Raw genomic sequence first — 20,646 nt, 5'->3', positions numbered from 1 at the left:
CCGAAACCACAGCCAAGAGATTGTGAAACCGTTCACCTGACCCCTTGGCCCAGCCCTCCGGTGTGTGCTGGGATGCGTCCACGGGCTCGACGACGCGCTTTTCCGGGGAGGGCAATGTGGCGGACACCGCCATGTCGGGTGGTGGAACGACCGGGGGCGACGACCCCCTCCAGCGGGCGATATGGCGGCTGCGCTCCCGCGGCTGCTGGACGGATGCGGCCGCGCTGCTCGAACCGCACGCGGCGGCGCCGGCGGCCGCCCTACAGCGCGCGGCACTGCTGATCGAGGGCTGCCTCTACACCGAGCGGGGCTGGACGGAGGCGGAGGAGGCCCTGCGTGCCGCCGAGGCGGTGGCCGGTACGGACGACGAGCGCGGCGAGGCCGCGTGCGAGCGGGGGTACCTGGCCTACGCGTCGACCCTGCTCGGTGTGCGGGACCGGGCCGACGAGGCCCGTTCCGCGCTGGGCCGGGCCGCGGCGCTGATCTCGCCGGACTCGCCCGCGCGGGCGCTGCTCGACTTCCGGCGGGGGCTGCTGTCCGAGAACATCTCCGGCTCACCCCAGGCCGCGCGGGCCGCGTACCGCCGCTCCCACACGGCCGCGGCGGCGCACGGGGACTTCCTGCTGCTGTCCTTCACCTCCCGGCACCTCGCCGGGCTGGCGCTGCGGGACGGGGAGCTGGCCGAGGCCCGCACCGGGTTCGCGCAGTCCCTCCGGCTGCGGGAGGAGCTGGGCTACCTGGTGGGCACCGCCCCGGCACTGGCCGCGCTGGCCGAGGCGGAGGAGGAGCCCGAGGCGGGCCGACTGCGGGAGGAGGCACGGCGTCTGGTCAACCTGCTGGGCGGCGTACCGACATGGCTGGCGGCGCAACTGCGGCCGTCGCCGGCGGTCTGAACACCGGCTGTGCCCGCCCCGGGGGGGGCGGGCACAGCCGCGTTCCCCAACCCCGCCCCCGCCCCCTCCCACCACTCGGAGCCCCGCGGTGCCCACAGCCCACGGGCACGCCCGAGGGCGCGCCCGCGGTCAGCTCTGGGACCCCGCGAAGTGCTCGCGTACGAGCGATTCGACGACCGGGAGGTCCTGGGCGATCAGGGCCTCCAGCAGCGCCGAGTGCTCGGCGGCGTCGGCCACCAGGTCGGCGCGCCGGACCGCCGGCGCGCCCGGCAGGGGCCACTGGGAGCGCCGGTGCAGGTCGTCGGCGACCAGCAGCAGCTGCTCGTTCCCCGCCAGGGCCAGCACCGCGCGGTGGAAGGCGCGGTCGGACTCCGCGTACCCCGCCACGTCACCCGCGGCCGCGGCGGCGGTCGTCGCGGCGGCGAGGGGCCGCAGCGACGGCCAGGTCCCCGCGGGCACGCTCCGCGCCAGCCGCAGCATCACCGGCACCTCCAGCAGGCCCCGCACCTCGGCCAGCTCGGCCAGCTCGCGCGGCGTACGCTCGATCACCCGGAAGCCCCGGTTCGGCAGGCACTCCACCGCCCCCTCCAGGGCCAGCTGCTGCATGGCCTCCCGGACGGGCGTGGCGGACACCCCGAAGCGCTCGCCCAGGGCGGGCCCCGAGTAGATCTGCCCCGGCGCCAGCTCGCCGTCGATCAGGGCGGTGCGCAGCAGCCCGAGGACCTGGCCCCGGACCGAGTGCCGGGACACCTTCTGGGACGGGATGGCGCCCCCTCCGGCCACCGCTCCCGCCACCCCTCCGGCCGCCCCTCCGGCCGCCCCTGCGGCCACTCCTTCGGCGGAGGGAGCCATGGGGAGTACGGCATCGGACACGCGCCTCGTCCCTCCGTCCCGGTCCGCCCCGCGCGGGCCGCCGTGCGCGGCCGCGTTCCAGGGATGTCCCCCGAGGATAGGCGAAACGCCGGGCAGGCCCCGCGGTACGGACCTGCCGAGATCGGGTAAGGTAAGCCTAACCTTTGCTTCGATCGCGATCGATGGGCTCCGTCATGACCGTCCCGGCTGCGCTCCCCGCCTCCCCGGCCGCCCCCGCCCACGTCTCCGGCTCCCCCGCGGGGGAGCCCGGTGCCACCGCCGGCTCTCCGGTGGCACCGGCGTACGCGCGGCTGGCCGAGGTGTTCCCGGGGCTGACCGTCCGTGAGTCGGGCGCAACCGGACCGGCCCCGCGCGGAGCGGGCTGGGTCGGCGCGGCCGAGCTGGCAGCCGGAGGCGCGGCTCTGGACGGGTTCCTGGCCTGGGACGAGGCCCAGGTGCTGCGGGACTACGGACGCCAGGCCCGCCCGGATGTGATCGCGAGCTTCGGGCTCCACCGGTACGCCTGGCCCGCCTGCCTGCTGTTCACGGCGCCCTGGTTCCTGTCCCGGCGGGTGCCCCGGCTGCCCGTGGAACGGGTGGCGTTCCACCGGACCCTCGGCCGGATGTCCGTACGGGTCGAGGAGTTCGCCTGCCTGCCGTCGGACCCGGCGGCCGCGCTCCCCGGGGCCCGGGTCGTGGCCGACGAGGAGGCGCTGCGGGCGGAGGTGCGGGCAGCGGTGGCCCAGCACGTCGCGCCGGTGCTGGAGGGGTTCGGCCCGCGAATGCGGCGCGGGCGGCGGGCCCTGTGGGGCATGGTGACCGACGAGGTCGCCGAGGGCATCTGGTACATCGCCAGCCTGCTCGGCGAGGAGGCGAGGGCCACGGCGGAGCTGGCGCTGCTGCTGCCGGGTTCGACCGCCCCGTACACCGGCGGCGCCGGCTTCCGTACGCTCACCGGACCCGGCGGCCGGGAGCTGCCCACCCGGGACCGCGCCAGCTGCTGCCTCTTCTACACGGTGCGGTCCGAGGACACCTGCGTCACCTGTCCGCGCACCTGCGACGCGGACCGGGTCGCCCGGCTGACCGCGACGACGGCGTAGGCAGAACCGCACCCCGCAGCCCGCCTCAGCCGGCCCCCGCCCGCCCGGCCCCACCCGTGCCGCCCCGCCGTACCGCGTCATGCGCGGCCAGCGCGGCGTGCAGCGTCACCACGTCGGCGCCCCGGGCGGCGTCCAGTCCGGTGAGCTCGGCCGCCTTGCGCAGCCGGTAGTCGACGGTGTTGGGGTGCACCTGGAGCCGGGCGGCGGCCCCGCGCCGGTCGAGCCCGGCCGCGAGGAACGTCCGCAGCGTCTCCAGCAGCTCCGGGCGCCCCTCCAGCGGGCCCAGCAGCGCGGCGAGGCCGCGCCGCGCCGGACTCGGGCGGCTCAGCTGGTACTCCAGCAGCACGTCCTCCAGCAGGTACAGCCCGGGCCCCCGGCCCGAGGCCTGCGCGACCTCCCGCACCTCGCCGGCCAGCCGGGCGGCCTCCGCCACGTCCTCGGGGGCCGCCGGCACGACCGCCGCCAGCAGCTCGGCGCCGCACATCCGGCCGAGCTGTCCGACCATCCGGGTGAGCCGCTCCCGGTCCGCGGGGCCGCACTCGGCGGCCGGGGTCTCGTACGGCACCAGCACCAGCCCGCCGGACCCGGACAGCACGGACAGCGGGAGGCCGGCCGTCTGGCGCTGGAGCTCGTTCCGCAGCCGCCGGAGCTTGCGGCGGGCCGCGACCGCGTGGTTCACGCCGGGCAGCAGCTCGTCGGGGTGCGGTCCCACGCTGATGCTCAGCACCAGGTAGCAGGGCGGCAGCCGGACGCCGGCCCGGTCGGCCGCGGCCCGCGGACTGCCGCCCTCCAGCAGCCGGGACAGCAGCGACTGCAGAGCGACCTGCTCGTCGCCCAGGGCCATCTGCCGCTCCTGCACGTACCCCGCCGCCACGTCACAGCTCACCAGCCGCAGGTACGCGAGGAGTTGGCGCTGGACCAGCAGCACGTCGCCCAGGTCCCCCGGCCCCGCGGCCGAGAAGACCTGGGCGGCGCACTCCTCCGCGCCGAGGTGGTACGCACTGACCACGGCCTCCAGCGGCACCCCCTCGTCGGCGCGCCGCGCCGACGACTCGCGGATCGCCGCCTGTTCGGCGGGCCCGGGCAGCTCGCCGGTGCGCAGCACCTCGGCGAAGGTCCGGATGCCGCGGACGACCTGCCTGGCGATGTCGCCGCCGAGCTGTTCCGGCGGCAGCGCGCCGTACACGGGCAGCCGCTCGACCAGCCGGACCATCACGGCCCGTTCCAGCGTGCCTTCGGCCGCCCTCAGCCGTTTGTGGACCGGGACGCCGCCGAACCGCGGCGCCGCCTGGTCGGGTTCCGGGGCGTTGGACGCGGTCACAATCCACCTCTCCAATCTCTGGGGCCCGCCCCGGAGACGCGGCCGTGCGGGGCCCGCATGATGTTTCCGGGACTTTTCCTACTGGTTGGTAACACGTCCGGCCGGTGAACCGCCAGACAATCCCCCGCCCCTGTCACGTCGTTGCCGAAGAGCGCAGCACCCGGGAGCCCGCCGTCACGGACTCCGGCCCCGCACGCCCCCCACGAATCGAGGCACCCATGTCCAAGGCAGCCGTGCGCCTGACCACCCTCGCCGCCGCCACCGCGGTGGTCGTGGCCGCCTCCCCGGCGGCGACGGCCGGCGCGTCCGCCGTCCCGACGGCCGCGACCGCACCGGTCGCGGCCACGACGGCCTCGGTCACGGCCACGGGCGCGAGCGACCCCTTCTACGCCTACGCCGGCAGCACGCCCCTGTCCGCGTTCGCGCCCGGCACCGTGCTGAGGTCGCGGACGCTGCAGTACCACCTCGTCGGGATCCCCACCCCGCTCAAGGCGGTCCAGCTGCTGTACCGCACCACCGACGCCCAGGGCCGGCCGGCCGCGAACGTGACCACGGTCGTACACAGCCCGTCGGGCGACGGCAGCCGGGCGGTGTCGTACCAGTCCTTCTACGACTCGCTCAGCCCGGAGGACGGGCCGTCCCGCGCGATCGCCGGGAACGTCACCCTGGGCGGCCTGATCCCCAACGTCGAGGCCCTGTTCATGGCACCGCTCCTGGCCAAGGGCTACGACCTCGTCATCCCGGACACCGAGGGCCAGCGGGCCAACTTCGCCGCGGGGCCGGAGTACGGGACCAACACCCTCGACTCGATCCGCGCGGCCACCCGCACGGACCGCACCCGGCTCGACGCGGACACCCGCTTCGCGCTGCTCGGCTACTCCGGCGGCGCCATCGCGACCAACTGGGCCGCCGCGCTCGCACCGCGCTACGCCCCGGACGTCAACGCCCGGCTGGTCGGCTACGCCGAGGGCGGCCTGCTCGTGGACCCGGCGCACAACCTCAAGTACGTCGACGGCTCGCTGGCCTGGTCCGGCGTCATCCCCATGGCGGTCATCGGGGTCTCCCGCTCGTACGACATCGACCTGAAGTCCTACCTCAGCGACTACGGCCGGAAGGTGTACGACCAGCTGGAGGACGGCTCGATCATCGACGCCATCGGCCACTACCCCGGCCTGACGTGGAAGAAGATGGCGAAGCCGGAGTACGCCGACCCCAACTCGATCCCCGCCTTCCTGGAGGCGGTGAACCGGCTGAACCTCGGGTCGGCCGCCACCCCGACCGTGCCCGGTTTCATCGGCCAGGGCGACGCCGGCGTCCTGGAGGGCACCTTCGGCAACCGGCCCGGCATCGGCACCGGGGACGGCGTCATGGTCGCCGGCGACGTACGGGCGCTCGCCCGCCAGTACTGCGCCACCGGAGCCCCCGCCGTGAAGTACCGCCAGTACGAGCTCCTCAGCCACGTGGGCGCGACCGCCGCCTGGATCCCCGTCGCGCTGGGCTGGATCGACGACCGCTTCGCCGGCCGGACGGCCCCCTCCGACTGCGGCCGCATCCCCGCCGGCAACTCGCTCGCCCCCGAGGAGGCCCCGGGGTCCTGAACACCGGCCCCTCCGGACTACTCCACTCTTTCGAGTGACGCGATTCGAACTCAACTACGGATTTTCGGCTGGGAGTTCGAGACAGATCGCCCTATCCGGAGGGGGCCGCAACCCGATGGCGGTCACTTGACCCGAAACCCGCATGCGGCCTGCACGCGATCCGCCAATATGACGCCGGAACGCCGCTCTCGCGATGCAAGGGACACCGGATGAGACTGACCGACATATCGCTGGACTGGCTGCTTCCCGGCAGCCTCCTGATCCTCGGCGTCCTGGCGGCGGTGGCGGTGCTGGCGCGCGGCAGGCGCGAGGGTGACAAGGCATCGGCGGACGACAGCTGGGAGCGCAGCGAGGAGCGCCGGCGCCGCAAGGAGGCGGTCTACGGGACCGCCTCGTACGTGCTGCTGTTCTGCTGCGCCGCGGTGGCCGCGGCCCTCTCCTTCCACGGCCTGGTCGGCTTCGGCCGGCAGAACCTCAACCTCTCCGGCGGCTGGGAGTACCTCGTCCCGTTCGGCCTCGACGGCGCCGCCATGTTCTGCTCCGTGCTCGCCGTCCGCGAGGCCAGCCACGGCGACGCAGCGCTCGGCTCCCGGCTGCTGGTCTGGCTGTTCGCCGGCGCGGCGGCCTGGTTCAACTGGGTGCACGCGCCGCGGGGGCTGGGGCACGACGGTGCCCCGCAGTTCTTCGCGGGGATGTCCCTCTCGGCGGCCGTGCTGTTCGACCGGGCCCTCAAGCAGACCCGCCGGGCCGCGCTGCGCGAGCAGGGCCTGGTGCCCAGGCCGCTGCCGCAGATCCGCATCGTCCGCTGGCTGCGGGCTCCCCGCGAGACCTTCGGCGCCTGGTCGCTGATGCTGCTGGAAGGCGTACGGACCCTCGACGAGGCGGTCGAGGAGGTGCGCGAGGACAAGCGGGAGAAGCAGGCGAACCGGCACCGCAGGCGGGAGCAGGAGCGCCGCGAGCGCGCCCACATCCGGGCGCTGGGCCGCCAGCACCGCGCGTTCGGCCGGGCCCGCGGCCGGCAGGTGGACGTACCGGGACTCGCTCCGGGGTCGGGCTCCGCGCCGGTCGGCGCGGAGCCCGCCATAGCAGAACCGGGACAGCTGCCCATGCTTCCCCTGACCGGAGCCCCCGAGCGGCCCTCCCTGAAGGCCGTGAGCGGCTCCAGCTCCATTGACGGCTACGCGCGGACCGTCGACCTCACCGCCGAGGACGACACGCAGACCATCCCGCGCCTGGACTCCCTGGAGCGCAAGCTCAAGGACCTGGAGCAGCAGTTCGGCTGAGGGACCGGGAGCAGCGGTTCGGCCGGAGGGGGAGGACCGGGTACGCCCGGTCCTCCCCCTCCGCGTTGCCCGGCCGCCGGTTCCCTCCCGGTCTGTCGCCTCACGCTCGGTCCGGTCCGTCGCATCTCGCTCAGTCCGGCCCGTCGCATCTCGCTCAGTCCGGCCCGTCCGGAGCCTGCCGCTTCAGTCCGGTCCGGAGCCGGCGGCGTCGATCTCGAACCAGACCACCTTGCCCATCCCGTGGGCGCTGACGCCCCAGGCGTCGGCCATCGCCTCCACCAGCAGCAGTCCCCTGCCGTGCGTACCGTCGTCGGCGGCCGGTACGAGGGGCAGCGGATGCCGGGTGGCGTGGTCCCGGACCTCCACCCTGAGCCGGGAGGCGGCGAGGCTGGCGGTCACCTCGGCCCCCTGGTCGGTATGGACCAGGGCGTTGGTGACGAGTTCCGTGGTGAGCAGCTCCGCCACGTCCGCGGAGTCGGCGCGACCCCAGGGGCGGAGCAGTTCCCGGAGTGCCCGCCGCACCTCGCCCACGGCCCGGAGGTCGGCCCTGCGCACCGTTCGGCTCATCCGGCGGCCCGGAGGCCCCGCCGGACCGGACGACGTGGGGCTCGTACGCCTGTTGCGCGCCGCCTCCGTGTCCGTGTCCTCGTCCTCGGAGGGCTCGCGCGCGACCGGCCGCCCCCTTCTCCACTGCTGCCCGGCGTTCGCCCCCACCCGCACGGTGCCATCCCTTCCTCGAACAGGTCTACGGGATGCATGCCCCGCGCGGGCGGCGGCACTCCTGCCGGTCACCGGCCGGTCGCACTGGGCTATGGCCTGGGCACATTCCGGAGGTTGGAGCGGGCCATCTGGAGCATCCTGCCGACCCCGCCGTCGAGCACGATCTTGCTGGCGGACAGCGCGAAGCCGGTGACCATCTCCGCCTTGATCTTCGGCGGGATGGACAGGGCGTTGGGATCGGTCACCACGTCCACCAGCGCAGGTCCCTTGTGCTTCAGGGCGTCCCTGAGGGCGCCCGCCAGCTGCTTGGGCTTCTCCACCCGGACGCCGTACGCCCCGGCGGCCCGGGCGATGCCGGCGAAGTCCGGATTGCGGTTCGTGGTTCCGTACGAAGGCAGTCCGGCTACGAGCATCTCCAGCTCGACCATGCCCAGGGAGGAGTTGTTGAACAGGACCACTTTGACGGGCAGGTCGTACTGCACCAGCGTGAGGAAATCTCCCATCAGCATGGAGAACCCGCCGTCGCCCGACATCGAGATCACCTGGCGGCCGCGGTCGGTGAACTGGGCTCCGATCGCCTGGGGCAGGGCGTTCGCCATGGAGCCGTGGCTGAAGGAACCGATGATGCGGCGGCGGCCGTTGGGGGAAAGATAGCGCGCCGCCCACACGTTGCACATTCCCGTGTCCACGGTGAACACCGCGTCGTCCGCGGCCAGTTCGTCCAGGACGGACGCGACGTACTCGGGGTGGATGGGGGTGTGCTTCTCCACCTTGCGGGTGTACGCCTTCACGACCCCCTCAAGCGCGTCGGCGTGCTTCTTGAGCATCTTGTCGAGGAAGCGCCGGTCGGTCTTGGCGCGCACGCGCGGGGTGAGGGAGCGCAGGGTCTCGCGCACGTCGCCCCAGACCGCGAGGTCGAGCTTGGAGCGGCGGCCGAGGTGCTCGGGCCGGACGTCCACCTGGACGATCTTCACGTCGTCGGGCAGGAAGGCGTTGTACGGGAAGTCCGTGCCCAGGAGGATCAGCAGGTCGCACTCGTGGGTGGCCTCGTAGGCGGCGCCGTAGCCGAGCAGGCCGCTCATGCCCACGTCGTACGGGTTGTCGTACTGGATCCACTCCTTGCCGCGCAGGGCGTGGCCCACCGGCGCCTTGACCCGCTCGGCGAACTCCATCACCTCGGCGTGCGCGCCCGCGGTGCCGCTGCCGCAGAAGAGGGTGACCCGGTCGGCCTCGTCGACCATCCGGGCCAGCTTCTCGATCTCACCGTCGCCGGGGCGTACCGAGGGGCGGGCGGTGACCAGGGCGTGCTCGACCGGCCGGTCGGGGGCGGGCTGCGAGGCGATGTCGCCGGGCAGCGCGACCACGCTGACGCCGCTGCGGCCGATGGCGTGCTGGATGGCCGTCTGGAGCAGGCGGGGCATCTGGCGGGGGTTGGAGATCAGTTCGCTGTAGTGGCTGCACTCGCGGAACAGCTGGTCGGGGTGGGTCTCCTGGAAGTAGCCGAGGCCGATCTCGCTGGAGGGGATGTGGGAGGCGAGGGCGAGCACCGGGGCCATGGAGCGGTGCGCGTCGTAGAGGCCGTTGATCAGGTGCAGATTGCCGGGGCCGCAGGAGCCGGCGCAGGCTGCCAGCCTGCCGGTGACCTGGGCCTCGGCGCCGGCCGCGAAGGCGGCGGTCTCCTCGTGCCTGACCTGGATCCACTCGATGCCGCCCGTGCGGCGGATGGCGTCGACCACCGGGTTGAGGCTGTCGCCGACCACTCCGTACAGGCGCCGGACGCCGGCGCGGGCGAGGATGTCGACGAACTGTTCCGCCACGTTCTGCTTGGCCATGACAGGGGTGCCCTTCCGGTCCGGCGTCGGTGCCCGTGCGGCCGCGGGCGGCGGCACGCCTCCCATCAACCCACGCACCGGCGGGTTGCGCCCGTCGGGTTGCTCCGTCCTTGTCTCCGTCCCCGTCTCCGCACCCGTCTCCGTCCCCGTACTCGGACCTCCTCGTGTCAGCTCTCCCAGAGGGCGGCTGCGGTGCGGTCGTCGGCGTAGCCCTTGACCCTGAGCTGCGAGTCGGCGAGGAAGGCCGCCAGTCCCGGCGCCCCGCCGGAGCCCGGGCCCCAGCGGCCGGCCAGGGCCTCGGGCAGCAGCGGCTCGTCGCGCATCGGGTCGGCGAGGCCGCCGGTGCAGACGAGGAGGGTGTCGCCGCTCTCGGCCACGGAGGCGCGGAACCGGAAGGGCTGATCGGTCCTGGCGGGTTCCAGGTCCTCCCACACGCCGCCGCGGAGCCGGAACAGGCCGCCCTCCCCCGCGCCGAACACCACGCGGGTGCGGCACTCGGGGTCGATGGGGAGCAGCATGCAGCGCAGCCCGGTGGGCTGGGGGTGGCCGAGGGCGCGCAGCCGGCCGTACCCGCGGTCGGTCAGGCGCTGGAGGCCGGAGCGGAGGTCGTCGCGGCGGCCGGCCCGGATGTCGGCGCCGAGCCGCTGCTGGCTGCGGCCGACGGCGCCGGCGATCCACCGGCAGAGTTCGGCGTCGGCCTGCGGTGCGCCGGGGGTGGCGCGGTCGCCGCCGGCGAGGGCGACCAGCAGCAGGGCGTCGTCGCCGCGGCCGAACCGGGCGGTGAGCAGGAAGTCCCGGCGGGCCTCGCCGCGGTAGCGGGCGGAGTCGCCGCGTACGGAGGCGGCGCGGAGGGTGTAGCGGCCGTACCGGGCGCCTTCGAGCACGGTGTCGGGCACGAGGTCGGCCGGCTCGGCCGGGTCCGCGACCGGGAGGGCGCCGGGCTCGCCCTCGTAGGTGGGCGGCCGGTCGCCGAGGTACCGGACGGCGGGGCGCCCGGGGTGCGGGCGCGGCTCCGCCGGGGGCGGTGGCAGCGGGGGCAGCTCCTCCGGTGGCCCGGTGCGCTGCGCGGGCAGTCCGGGCGCCGCGCCGCTGCCCCGGACGGTGTCGCCGTTCGCGGGGCCGGCCCCGCTGCGGGGTGCCGGCGGCGCGTCGTCGGCCCCCTCCGGGTCCGCCCCGGCACCGGGAGACGCGTACGGGGACGGCGTGTCCGGCGCGGCGGACCTCGGGTCGGGTCCGGTGGCGGGAGTGTCCGCCTTGCCGGCGGACGGCGGCCCGGCGGAGCTTCCGGCTCCCGGGGCGGGGTGTGCCGGGATGCCGGGTCGGCCGGCCCCGGCGTCCTCCGGCGCCCTGCGCCCGTCCGGGGGCTGCGCGCCGGAACTCCCGCTGCCGGTACGGGTGCCGGCCGTCCCGTCTTCCGCTCCGGCGGCGGGGTACGGCGGGGTGGGTTCGGGGGTGCCGATGCCGGGAGCGCGGGGGCCGTACCGGGGGTCGGGCTCGGAGCACTCCCGCGGCAGGGGGGCGGGCGGGGGCGGCGGCGCGTCCGGGTGACCGGGCCACGGCAGCCTGGCGTCCGCGCTTCCGGGGGCCGGGGGTGGTGGCGGGGCGGGCAGGCTGCCGGGAGCCTGCCCGCGTCCGGGGCCGGAGCCGGGCGGCGGGCCGCCGGACCCGGCCTCCCCGGCGACGGGACGGGCGTTGCGGCCGGCGGCGTCACCGTCCGACGCGCGGGGGTCGGCATTCCGGCCGGAGGCGTCGCCGCCCGGTGCGGGAGGGCCGGGGTGCCGGGCGGCGGCGTCGCCGCCCCGGCCGGGGTCGTCGCCGCCCCACATGCCCCGGCCGGAGGTGCCGGCGCTGAAGTCCGGGAGGGTCGGCGGTGGTTCCCAGGGCGCGCGCGGGCGCGTGGGCAGGGCCCCGGACTCCGGGTCGTCCCGGTTCCACGGCCGTCCGTCCGCCGGGCTTCCCGGAGCGTCCGGACCGCCGCCCGGTGTCTGCCCCTCACCCGGTGGTGAGGGCTCCGAGGCCGCGAGGGCGTCGGTCGCTCCCGCGGCGGCCGGGGTCCTGCGGGGGCCGGGGACGTCCTTGCCGGGGACGTCCTTGCCGGGAAACGTGGCGGGGCTGCGCGGCGGCTCACCGGGAGCCGGACCCTCCGGTCCGCGTCCCTTCCCCGCCACCGGTCCTCCGGACCCGCGCGTCTCCCCGGTCACCGCCCCCGCTTCCGGTCTTCCGGGCGTTCGCCCGGCCGGCGGCTCTCCCGAGGGTGGCCGTACCTCAGCCGGCCCCGCCGGTCGGCGCGTGTCCGGGCCCGGCGGTACCGGGGCGGTCACGCGGGACGCCGACGTGAAGTGGGCGTCCAGGGTGCCCTCGGGGCCGCGTGCGGCCCGGTCGTCGTCGGGCGGGAAGTCCTCGTACAGGTCCTGCCACCAGTCGTCCGCGTCCCCCTGCTGGTTCATGCCCTTATGTTCGCCGCCCGGGGCGGGCGAAAACCTCGCGAATACCGGCGGACACCACACCTACGGGCGAACGGTCGAACGCCTACCCGAAAGACGCGGAGGTCCGCCGGGCGGCCCCACCCCCCACGGGAAGGTCGCCCGGCGGACCCGTCTCAACGGCCGCGGCTAGCGCACGTCGTACGCCCGCGCCACGGTCTGGCTCACGGTGCTGCCCTTGGCGTCGGTGAGCTCCACCCGCAGGGACACCGGCTTGCCGGAGGCCCCCGCGTGGTCCACGACCCCGGTCCACGCGGCGCCGTCACGGCGCACGGTGGCCTCGGTCCAGTGCTCGCCGTCGTACGAGTACGCGAGCTTCGCGGCGGTCAGCGCGCCGGGCGCATACCCGGCGTGGCCGGTCGCGGAGAGCCGTACCGTCTGGCCGTCCGCCGCCGGCAGGGTCTTCAGGCCGTCCGCGCCGGGCAGCGCGATCCGCGGGAAGAGGATGCCCAGGCCCTGCGAGTACGCGGACGCGTCGAGCTTCGAGGTGAAGCCCCAGGTGGTCCGGATCCCGGTGGAGCGCTGCCACACGCGGGCCGGGGCACCCCACTTCTCCACGTTCTGGGTCAGCTCGTACCGGCCCTCCTCGGCCGGTACCTCGAAGACCCCGAAGGGGTAGCCGCTGTCGCCGAGCACCTCGCCGTCCCGCTTCAGCTGGAGATTGCCGATGTCACCGAAGCCGCCGGGCTGGGCGTAGTGCCCGCTGTCGCCCCACATGGCGGAGGCGAAGCCGATCAGGTTGCCCTGGCGTTCGGCCGCGAGCACCTCCGTGCCGTCGGTGCCGCGCGGGGCGACCGGGCCGACGACGCCGTCGTACCAGCTCTCGGACCTCGTGGTGCCCGCCCGGTACGTGCGCTGCCGGTCCGTCATGAACTCACCCCAGGGGAAGCTGCTGGAGACCAGGTGGTCCCAGGCGGTGTCCCCGGCGGTGTAGAACTCAGTGCGCTTCCCCGGCACGGCGACCGTCTCGATGCCGCCGAAGTGGACGGCGCTGCCGATCGGCCGGTACGCGGCGGTGGTGTCGACGTAGTCGGCGGCCACGCCCATGGAGTGGTACGCGGCCTCCACCCGGCCCAGTTCTCGGTCGCGCACCCGGTAGGTGCGGTCGCCGCGGACGGTGCCGGTCTCCGGGAAGGCCAGGTTGTAGAGGTAGGGGCTCTTCGCGGTGGCCTTCCAGGCCAGCGTGACGGGGCCGGTCTTCAGCTGCGCGAGCAGGGCCGCGGCCTCCGTGGAGTCGATGCTCAGGGCGGGCAGGGCGCCTCCGGCGTAGCCGGTGAAGCCGTACCAGCGGCCGGGCGCCGTGCGGTGGGCGAGCAGGGCGACGGCGCCGGCGGCCTTGGCGGCCTGCGCGGCCTCGTACAGAGAGCTGTCCTCGGAGCGGACCAGGGCGACGGCTCCCTTGACGCCGGCGGCGGCCAGTTCCTCGGGGGTGCCGGTGCCGGCGTCGACCAGGCGGGCGCTGCCGGTGCCGTCGAGGTTGTCGCTGCCGGTGCTCGCGGTGTTGGGGTGCAGCACCGGTCCGCCGACGGCCTTGAGTTCGGTGATCAGCGGGGCGGCGGCCCGCCAGTAGCTGCCGAACTCGAACTCGCCGTCGGTGGCGCGCCCTTCGACGGAGGCGTAGAAGCCGCGGATGCCGCGGCCGCCCGCGGCGGTGCCGGCGTGCAGCCACAGGTCGTCCCAGGAGCGGGCGAAGGCGAGGGTGCCGCCGCGGACCTCGGTCGGCCGGTCGGCGGCGACGCGCAGCCGGGCGGCCCTGCGCGCGTCGAGGACGACCGTGGTGTCCCTGCGGACCTCGACCTGCGGACGGCCGAGGTAGGTGAGGGAGTCGACGAGCGTCGCGCCCTCCTCCCGGTCGGGCGTTCCCACGAAGGCGGAGAGGAAGTACGCGCCCGGGCGGACCCGGTAGACCTGGTCGGCGGCGCCGTCGTTGAAGCGGCGCTCGCCGCTGGCGTCGTCGGTGCCGATGACGTCGAGGGAGGACGGTCCCCCGGCCGGCTTCCCGGCCCGGTCGACCAGCTTCACGCGCAGGGTGACGGTCTCCGGCTGTACGTACAGGGAGAAGGGGGTCGAGACGCTGACGCCCTTGGCGGTGGCCACGATGCGGCCGGTGACGTCGCCGTACTGGGCGCGGGTCAGCCGGGCGGTGGGGTCGAGGGCCAGCGGGACCCTGACGGTGGCGCCGGCCGGCACGGTGACGGTGGTACGGCCCAGGCGGGCGACGGTGCTGCGGACCGCGGAGCCGTCGTGGCCGGTGACCTGCCGGACGGCCAGGCTCAGGGTGACCGGGGCGGCGCCGTGGTTGGTGTACGGGACCTGGACGGTGGTCCGGTCGCTGCGGTCCTGGGGCCAGTTGAAGCTGCCGCCCTGGACGGCCGGGGCGCTGGTGACGGTGGTGCGCAGGGCGGCCAGAACGTCGAGGCGCCCGGCGCCGGTCTCGCGGACGTCGCCGGGGAGCCTCGGGTTCGCGGAGCCGGTGAGGGCGGCCTTGATCTGCGCGCCGGTCCAGTCGGGGTGGCGCTGCTTGACGATGGCGGCGGCGCCCGCGACGTGCGGGGTGGCCATCGACGTACCGGACATCGACTGGTACGCGTACACCCCGCGGCCGCCGGCTGCGGCGGCCGAGATGCCGACTCCGGGGGCGGCGATCTCGGGCTTGAGGGTGTGGGCGAGGCCCGCCGGGCCGCGGCTGGAGAAGTACGCGGTGGAGTCGTCCCGGTCGACGGCGCCGACGGTCAGCGCGCTGGGCGCACAGCCGGGCGAGGAGACGGTGTTGGGGCCGGGGCCCGAGTTGCCGGCGGCGATGACGAAGAGGGCGCCGGAGGTGCGGGACAGCTCCTCGGCGGCGGCCGCGAGGGGGTCGGTGCAGTCCCTCTGGGAGGGGTCGCCGAGGCTCATGGACACGACGTCGGCCTTGTTGGCGACGGCCCACTCCATGCCGGCGATGATCCACGAGTCCAGGCCGTAGCCGCCGTCGTTGAGGACCTTGCCGTTGAGGAGTCCGGCGCCGGGGGCGACGCCCTTCCTGGCCCCGCCGGAGGCCGCGCCGGAGCCGCCGACGGTGGAGATGGTGTGGGTGCCGTGGCCCTGGCGGTCGTCCGCCGTGTCGGAGTCGGTGAAGTTCTCCGAGGCGGCGACCCGGCCCTGGAGGTCGGGGTGGGCGGTGTCGGCACCGGTGTCAAGGACGGCGACGCGGGTGCCCTTGCCGTCGTAGCCGGCGGCCCAGGCGGCGGTGGCGTTGACCTGCCGGGTGGAGCGTTCCAGGTTCGCCTGGACCTTGCCGTCGAGCCAGAGCTTCTTCAGCCCCCGGACCGAGCGGGACCGGGGGTTGGTGAGCTCGGCCCAGAACTGCGCGGCCTGCTGCTTGTCGGCGGTCAGCGCGACGCCGCCGACGGAGTCGAGGAGCCGGGTGCGCTCGGCACCGCGCGGGGCGGCGGGGGCGGTGCGGGCGACGTCCACGGAGCTGTCGTACACGGCGATCAGGGGCAGTGCCTTGGCGTGGGCGTCGTCGTAGCCCTGGCGGATCAGCCCGGTGACGTTGAAGAGCTCCTCGTCGACGGTTCCGGCGGCGAGGGCGGCGACGGCACCCTCGGGGTAGACGTACAGGTCGTTGCCGGAGCGGCGGGTCTGGACGAGGGGCAGGCTGCCGCCTTCGGACTCCGTCCGGGGGGATCCCCGGCCGGGCAGCACCGTGGCGGCGGTGCGGCCGGCGGCGTCGGTGCTGACGAGGACGCGGTCGCCGGTGACGAGGGTGACGGTCACCGGGCCGCGCTGCTGCCGGGCGGCGGGCTCGCTGCCGACGAGGGGACGCTTTCCGGACGTTCCGCTTCCGGCCTGTGCCGTGGACGGGGCGACCGCGGTGACGGCGAGGACGGCGGCTGTCGCCGCTCCCCACGCCGTACGCGATATCGGGCGCATCGCTCTCCCAGGGTGGATTTCCGGCCATCGCGCGCAGAGGAGCCCAAAAGGGGCCCGACAAGGGGCGTATGACCAGCGGATGTTGGTGCTGCGGTGGCGTCACCTTGGCAGAGTGGCGGCCGATGCGGTGATGATGTCTCCGGCGGGTTTGCGCCGTGGCTGTTTCCCGCCGTCGACCGCGGCCGGAAACCGGTCGGAGGAGGGGTGGTTTCGCGTGTTGGGTGCGATAGGGCTCGACGAGGCCCAGGAGTCCGCTTATCGCGCGCTGGTCGCGCTGGGGGCGGCGGAGATACCCGATCTGGCACACCGGCTGACGCTGGGCGTGCCGCAGACGGAGCGGGCGCTGCGCCATCTGGAGCGGCACGGGCTGGCGGCCCAGTCGTCGGCGCGGCCGGGCCGCTGGGTGGCGGCGCCGCCGGGGGTGGCGCTGGGGGCGCTGCTGACGCAGCAGCGCCACGAGCTGGAGCAGGCCGAACTGGCGGCGGCGCTGCTGGCGGAGGAGTACCGGGCGGAGGCGACGGAGCCCGCGGTGCACGACCTGGTGGAGGTCGTCACCGGAGCGAGCGCGGTGGCGCACCGCTTCGTCCAGCTCCAGCTGGGGGCGGTGGAGGAGGTCTGCGCACTGGTCACCGGGCAGCCGCAGGTGGTCAGCGGGGCGGACAACGAGGCCGAGGAGCAGGCCGCCGTACGCGGTGTCGAGTACCGGGTGGTGCTGGAGCGGGACGTCCTCGCCCTGCCGGCCGGGCTGGCGGAGGCGACCTCGGCGCTGGAGCGCGGTGAGCAGATCCGGGTGACGGGGCGGGTGCCGACGAAGCTGGTCGTCGCGGACCGGAACCTGGCGATGGTGCCGCTGACGGGGCGCGGCTCGACGGAACCGGCGGCACTGGTGGTGCACGCGAGCGGGCTGCTGGAGTCCCTCATGGGCCTCTTCGAGGCGGTCTGGCGGGAGGCGCTGCCGCTGCGGCTGGGTACGGCCGGCACGGTGGCGGAGGGCGAGACGGTGCCGGACACGACGGACCTGCAGATCCTGTCACTGCTGCTGTCGGGGATGACGGATGCGAGCGTGGCCAAGCACCTGGAGCTGGGGCTGCGGACGGTGCAGCGGCGGGTGAAGGGGCTGATGGAGATCACGGGGGTGACGACGCGGCTGCAGTTGGGGTGGCACGCGTACGAGCGGGGGTGGGTGGCGCGGTAGGGGGCGGGGGTGGGGGTGGGGGTGGGGGTGGATGGCGCGGTAGGGGCGTCGGGCACGGGAGGGGACGTCGGGCACGGGAGGGGACGTCGGGCACGGGAGCGGGATCCGGCTCGGCTTTCGAAGCGGTGCCTCCGGGGCCGGGGGCTTTGGGTGCTGGCCGGGTCTGTGGGCGTCCGCCGACCGAGGGTTTCCGGGCCGGGGTGGCCTGTCAAGGGCGCTCCTTCGTCGCGTCGCTGCGCGATGACCCTTCGGGTCACCCTTGACAGGCCACCCCGGCCCGGAAGCAAAAGCCCTCGGCGGACACCCCCAGGAAAGACGCCCAGGAGGGATGCCTGGGGCCCGGCGGTGCCGGTGCGGTTCGCCGCACCGAGGTGAGCCTCCGCCCCACGGGCGGACGCGTCAGCGTCCGTAGGTCCGCCGGCCGTCTCGGCGGCCTCCGGGGCGGCTGTGCCCCTTCATAAGCCGCCGCAGATCGCTACGCGCTTCGGCCGTCTCGGCGGCCGACAGGCCGGCCGGGGCCGGACATGAGCCGCCACGCACGCACTTGCACCGGAGGCGGGCCGGACCGCGGCGGACGGTCAGCTGGCCGGGGGGCGGGACGTCCGGCAGGCTGGGGAAATGGACGGGCCGCAGCAGGTTCTGGTGGGCCTGGTGCTGCTGCTCGGCCTGTTCGGGGTGCTCGTGCCCGGCGTACCGGGCACGTGGCTGGTCTGGGCCGGCCTGCTGTGGTGGTCCCTGCACGAGCAGACCGGTGTGGCCTGGGTGCTGCTGGTGGGGGCGACGGCACTGCTGCTGTTCATCCAGGTGGTCAAGTGGCAGCTGCCCCCGCGCCGGCTGCGGGGCACGGGGGCGTCCCGCCGGATGGCGGTGTTCGCGGGCGCCGGGGCGCTCGTCGGGTTCGTCCTCGTCCCGGTGGTCGGAGCGATCCCGGGGTTCATCGGCGGGATCTACCTGTGCGAGCGCCTCCGGCTGGGCAGCCACGGCGAGGCCGCCGCCTCGACCCGGGTGGTGATGCGGTCGGTGGGCACGAGCGTGCTGGTGGATCTCTTCGCCTGCCTTCTGATCGCGGGTGCCTGGCTGGGTGCGGTGCTGGCAGGCGTGTAGGGGGGGGTGGGTGCCGCGGTCAGCGGCGGCCGCCGAATTCCCACTCGTGGACTTCCACGTCCGCGTAGCGGTCGGTGGGCAGGAGGCGGCGGGCGGTGGCCGCGTCCGGTGCGCGGACCAGGGCCGCCGTGCCGAGCCAGGTGGTGCCGTCGTCGGAGAGCAGCGGGCCGTACGCGACGAGGTCGTCGGGGTGCCACTCCTCGGGCGGCAGATCGGCCTCGGCGGCCTCCGCCGGAGCGGCGGCGAGGCCGAGGACGAGGAAGCGGTCACCGCCCTCCCGGCCACCGGGGAACTCCCACATGGTGCGCCCGAGGACGTTGCGCCACCTGAGCAGCAGGACGTCGCGGTACACGCCGGCCTGGTAGCCGGGCTCGTCGAACGCGAACGCCCGGGCGGCGGCGGGCCCGGGCAGGTCGACGATGTGCACGCTGCCGCTGGGCACGTCGCCGTCGGGCGCGAAGGTCGGGCCCCGGGCGATCATCTCGGGGAACCCGTCCATGTACGACCAGTGCCGCTCCAGCAGCTCCATCCGGAGCGCCGCCGACCCGGCCCGGTCGCGGTGGTAGCAGAAGAACTCCATGCCGATCATTCTCGCGGGCCCCGCCCCTCCTTCGGGAGGGGCCCTCACAGCGGCAGCGTGCGCCAGCCCCGGGTGATCTGGGCGGGGAGCGTCAGGGGGTGGTCGGGGGTCAGGAGGGCGACCAGGGCCGCACCGTCGGCCGGGCGGGAGGCCGGGTCGCGGGTCAGGGCGCGGGCCACGGTGGCCGCCAGCGCCGGGTCCAGGGACCGGACCGCCGCCAGGGCTGCCGGCTCGGGGCCGGTCTCCACGATGCGCCGGATCACCGCGCCCGTACTCGTCGCCGCGAAGGGACTCGTACCGTGCGCCGCGCACACCACGCAGCAGGCCCAGGCCCACACGTCCGCGGCCGGACCCGCCTGGGCCTCGCCGAACTGCTCGGGCGCCATGTACGTCAGCGTGCCCGGCCCGCCGCCGGTACGGGTCAGCCGCGTCCCGTCCACGATCGCCGCGATGCCGAAGTCCAGCAGCCGGGGCCCGGCGCTGGTCAGCATGATGTTGGCCGGCTTGAGGTCCCGGTGGACCAGGCCCAGGCGGTGCACGCCCGACAGCGCCACGGCCAGCGCCAGCGCGAGCGCGCGGAGCGCTTCGGGGGCCCGGACCGGGCCCTGCTGGGCCAGGTGCGCGTCGAGGGGCCGGCCGTCCAGCAACTCCATGACCAGGTAAGGCCGTCCGGCGTCCACCCCGGAGTCCAGCACCCGGGCCGTGTACGCGCCCGGAACCATGGCCAGGACTTCCGCCTCCCGCTCGAAGCGGCGCAACAGGTCTTCCTGGTCCAGGAGTTCGGGGTTCAGCGTCTTCAGCGCCACCTGGGTCGCCGCCCCTTCGCGCCGGGCGAGGTAGACCGTGCCCATGCCGCCGGCCCCGATCCGGCCGAGCAGGCGGTAGCCGCCGATGGACTGCGGCTCGTGCGGGCGCAGTTCCCGGTACCCGGCCGGAGCGGTGGCGGGAGGGGCCGCGGCGGGGACGTGCGGTTGCGGGACCGGTGCCGGTTCCGCCCGCGGCGGCGCCGCCTGCGTCTCCGCGTACGGGACGGGCGCGGCGGCCCTGACCGAGGCCGCGCGTCGGCTCATCGCCAGGGCGACCGTCTGGCAGACCAGGGCCGCCAGCACCAGGCCGGCCGGCAGGAACAGTCCCGCCACCAGTCGTACGGCGAGCTGCGCGGCCGGCACGGTCCGGGCCGGGGGCGACCCGGGGACGGCCAGCAGGTTGCGCTGGGTGCGGTGCCAGAGGAACAGCCAGAGCAGCAGGACCGGCACGCCGGCGGCGACGAAGGAGATCCGCGCGTTCGTGAGGGACAGCCCGTAGGCCAGGGCCAGGGCCCATGCCTGCCCCAGAGCAATGGGTTCCGACAACAGGGCGAAGGCGGTGAGCCAGTGGGAGTCCAGGAACATCCAGAGGCCCGCCCCGGCGGCCGCTCCCAGGGCCAGTTCGCCGGCGACGGGTGCCGGGAGGAGGCCCGGGGACGGCCCGTCGGCCGACGCCCGTCGACGTACCGCCGCCTGGGCCCGCGTCAGCAGCGGCAGTGACGCCAGCCGCACCGCCAGCGCGGGTCCGGCCACGGCCAGGACCCCCGCGCTCAGCGAAAGGTCGAGGTACTCCGCCACTGTGTCTCCCATCGCCGCGCAGGTGGGGAGTATAGGACCGCGAACACGGGCCCGTTGGCCGCTTCCGCGGCCTGGTGTGGTGTGCGGGGAAGGGCTTGACGCGTCGTGGCAGCAGGCCCGGGCCCGGGCCCGGGGTGGCCGAAGCGCGCCACCCTCCCGGCGGTCC

The 20,646-nt window shown here is 75.3% G+C and carries 14 protein-coding genes; 6 read left to right on the top strand and 8 right to left on the bottom strand.

The features are described from left to right. Positions 1-131 precede the first annotated feature (131 nt). On the top strand, positions 132-893 hold the full coding sequence (locus ACIF6F_RS03500; RefSeq protein ID WP_399942111.1) for a hypothetical protein: 762 nt from the start codon (positions 132-134) through the stop codon (positions 891-893). Positions 894-1,022: 129 nt separating this feature from the next. On the opposite strand, the gene ACIF6F_RS03495 is transcribed toward ACIF6F_RS03500, so the two are convergent. Next, on the bottom strand, positions 1,023-1,766 hold the full coding sequence (locus tag ACIF6F_RS03495; protein WP_399940651.1) for a GntR family transcriptional regulator: 744 nt from the start codon (positions 1,764-1,766) through the stop codon (positions 1,023-1,025). A 173-nt stretch (positions 1,767-1,939) separates the two neighbouring features. Here ACIF6F_RS03495 and ACIF6F_RS03490 point away from each other — a divergent pair, with 173 nt between their 5' ends. After that, a complete protein-coding gene (locus tag ACIF6F_RS03490) occupies positions 1,940-2,845 on the top strand; it encodes a (2Fe-2S)-binding protein (RefSeq protein ID WP_399940648.1) in 906 nt (301 codons plus the stop codon). Between the two features lie 25 nt (positions 2,846-2,870). On the opposite strand, the gene ACIF6F_RS03485 is transcribed toward ACIF6F_RS03490, so the two are convergent. After that, complete coding sequence (locus ACIF6F_RS03485) at positions 2,871-4,166, bottom strand: PucR family transcriptional regulator (RefSeq protein WP_399940645.1); 1,296 nt, start codon at positions 4,164-4,166, stop codon at positions 2,871-2,873. 218 nt (positions 4,167-4,384) lie between these two features. Between ACIF6F_RS03485 and ACIF6F_RS03480 the strand changes: the two genes are divergently transcribed. Together ACIF6F_RS03480 and ACIF6F_RS03475 are read left to right on the top strand one after the other, a co-directional pair. Then, on the top strand, positions 4,385-5,764 hold the full coding sequence (locus ACIF6F_RS03480) for a lipase family protein (protein ID WP_399940643.1): 1,380 nt from the start codon (positions 4,385-4,387) through the stop codon (positions 5,762-5,764). 209 nt (positions 5,765-5,973) lie between these two features. After that, positions 5,974-7,047 carry a DUF2637 domain-containing protein gene (locus ACIF6F_RS03475; protein ID WP_399940640.1) on the top strand — a complete coding sequence of 358 codons (1,074 nt, stop codon included), beginning with the start codon at positions 5,974-5,976 and terminating at the stop codon, positions 7,045-7,047. Positions 7,048-7,230: 183 nt separating this feature from the next. Here ACIF6F_RS03475 and ACIF6F_RS03470 read toward each other — a convergent pair whose 3' ends face one another. The 4 genes from ACIF6F_RS03470 to ACIF6F_RS03455 all read right to left on the bottom strand — a co-directional run bounded on the left by ACIF6F_RS03470 (position 7,231) and on the right by ACIF6F_RS03455 (position 15,997). Further along, positions 7,231-7,614 carry an ATP-binding protein gene (locus tag ACIF6F_RS03470; protein WP_399940638.1) on the bottom strand — a complete coding sequence of 128 codons (384 nt, stop codon included), beginning with the start codon at positions 7,612-7,614 and terminating at the stop codon, positions 7,231-7,233. Positions 7,615-7,856: 242 nt separating this feature from the next. Beyond that, a complete protein-coding gene (locus ACIF6F_RS03465) occupies positions 7,857-9,599 on the bottom strand; it encodes a pyruvate dehydrogenase (RefSeq protein ID WP_399940635.1) in 1,743 nt (580 codons plus the stop codon). 167 nt (positions 9,600-9,766) lie between these two features. After that, positions 9,767-12,046, bottom strand: a complete 2,280-nt coding sequence (locus tag ACIF6F_RS03460; protein WP_399940632.1) for a hypothetical protein — start codon at positions 12,044-12,046, stop codon at positions 9,767-9,769. A gap of 165 nt (positions 12,047-12,211) precedes the next feature. Then, positions 12,212-15,997, bottom strand: a complete 3,786-nt coding sequence (locus ACIF6F_RS03455; RefSeq protein ID WP_399940630.1) for a S8 family peptidase — start codon at positions 15,995-15,997, stop codon at positions 12,212-12,214. Between the two features lie 214 nt (positions 15,998-16,211). Here ACIF6F_RS03455 and ACIF6F_RS03450 point away from each other — a divergent pair, with 214 nt between their 5' ends. Further along, positions 16,212-17,192, top strand: coding sequence for a helix-turn-helix domain-containing protein (locus ACIF6F_RS03450; protein WP_399940628.1), 981 nt, complete (start codon positions 16,212-16,214; stop codon positions 17,190-17,192). Between the two features lie 618 nt (positions 17,193-17,810). Continuing rightward, positions 17,811-18,296, top strand: coding sequence for a DUF456 domain-containing protein (locus ACIF6F_RS03445; RefSeq protein ID WP_399940625.1), 486 nt, complete (start codon positions 17,811-17,813; stop codon positions 18,294-18,296). 19 nt (positions 18,297-18,315) lie between these two features. Here the strand turns inward: ACIF6F_RS03445 and ACIF6F_RS03440 are convergent, their stop codons facing one another. Together ACIF6F_RS03440 and ACIF6F_RS03435 are read right to left on the bottom strand one after the other, a co-directional pair. Next, on the bottom strand, positions 18,316-18,876 hold the full coding sequence (locus ACIF6F_RS03440) for a YciI family protein (protein WP_399940622.1): 561 nt from the start codon (positions 18,874-18,876) through the stop codon (positions 18,316-18,318). A gap of 44 nt (positions 18,877-18,920) precedes the next feature. Beyond that, on the bottom strand, positions 18,921-20,492 hold the full coding sequence (locus ACIF6F_RS03435; protein WP_399940619.1) for a serine/threonine-protein kinase: 1,572 nt from the start codon (positions 20,490-20,492) through the stop codon (positions 18,921-18,923). Between the last annotated feature and the right edge of the window lie 154 nt (positions 20,493-20,646).

The sequence above is a fragment of the Streptomyces sp. NPDC086023 genome, from assembly GCF_044540325.1.
In the GTDB taxonomy this organism is placed as follows: domain Bacteria; phylum Actinomycetota; class Actinomycetes; order Streptomycetales; family Streptomycetaceae; genus Streptomyces.
Note: the sequence above shows the minus strand (reverse complement) of the source record. Positions and strands in the feature narration are given on the sequence as shown.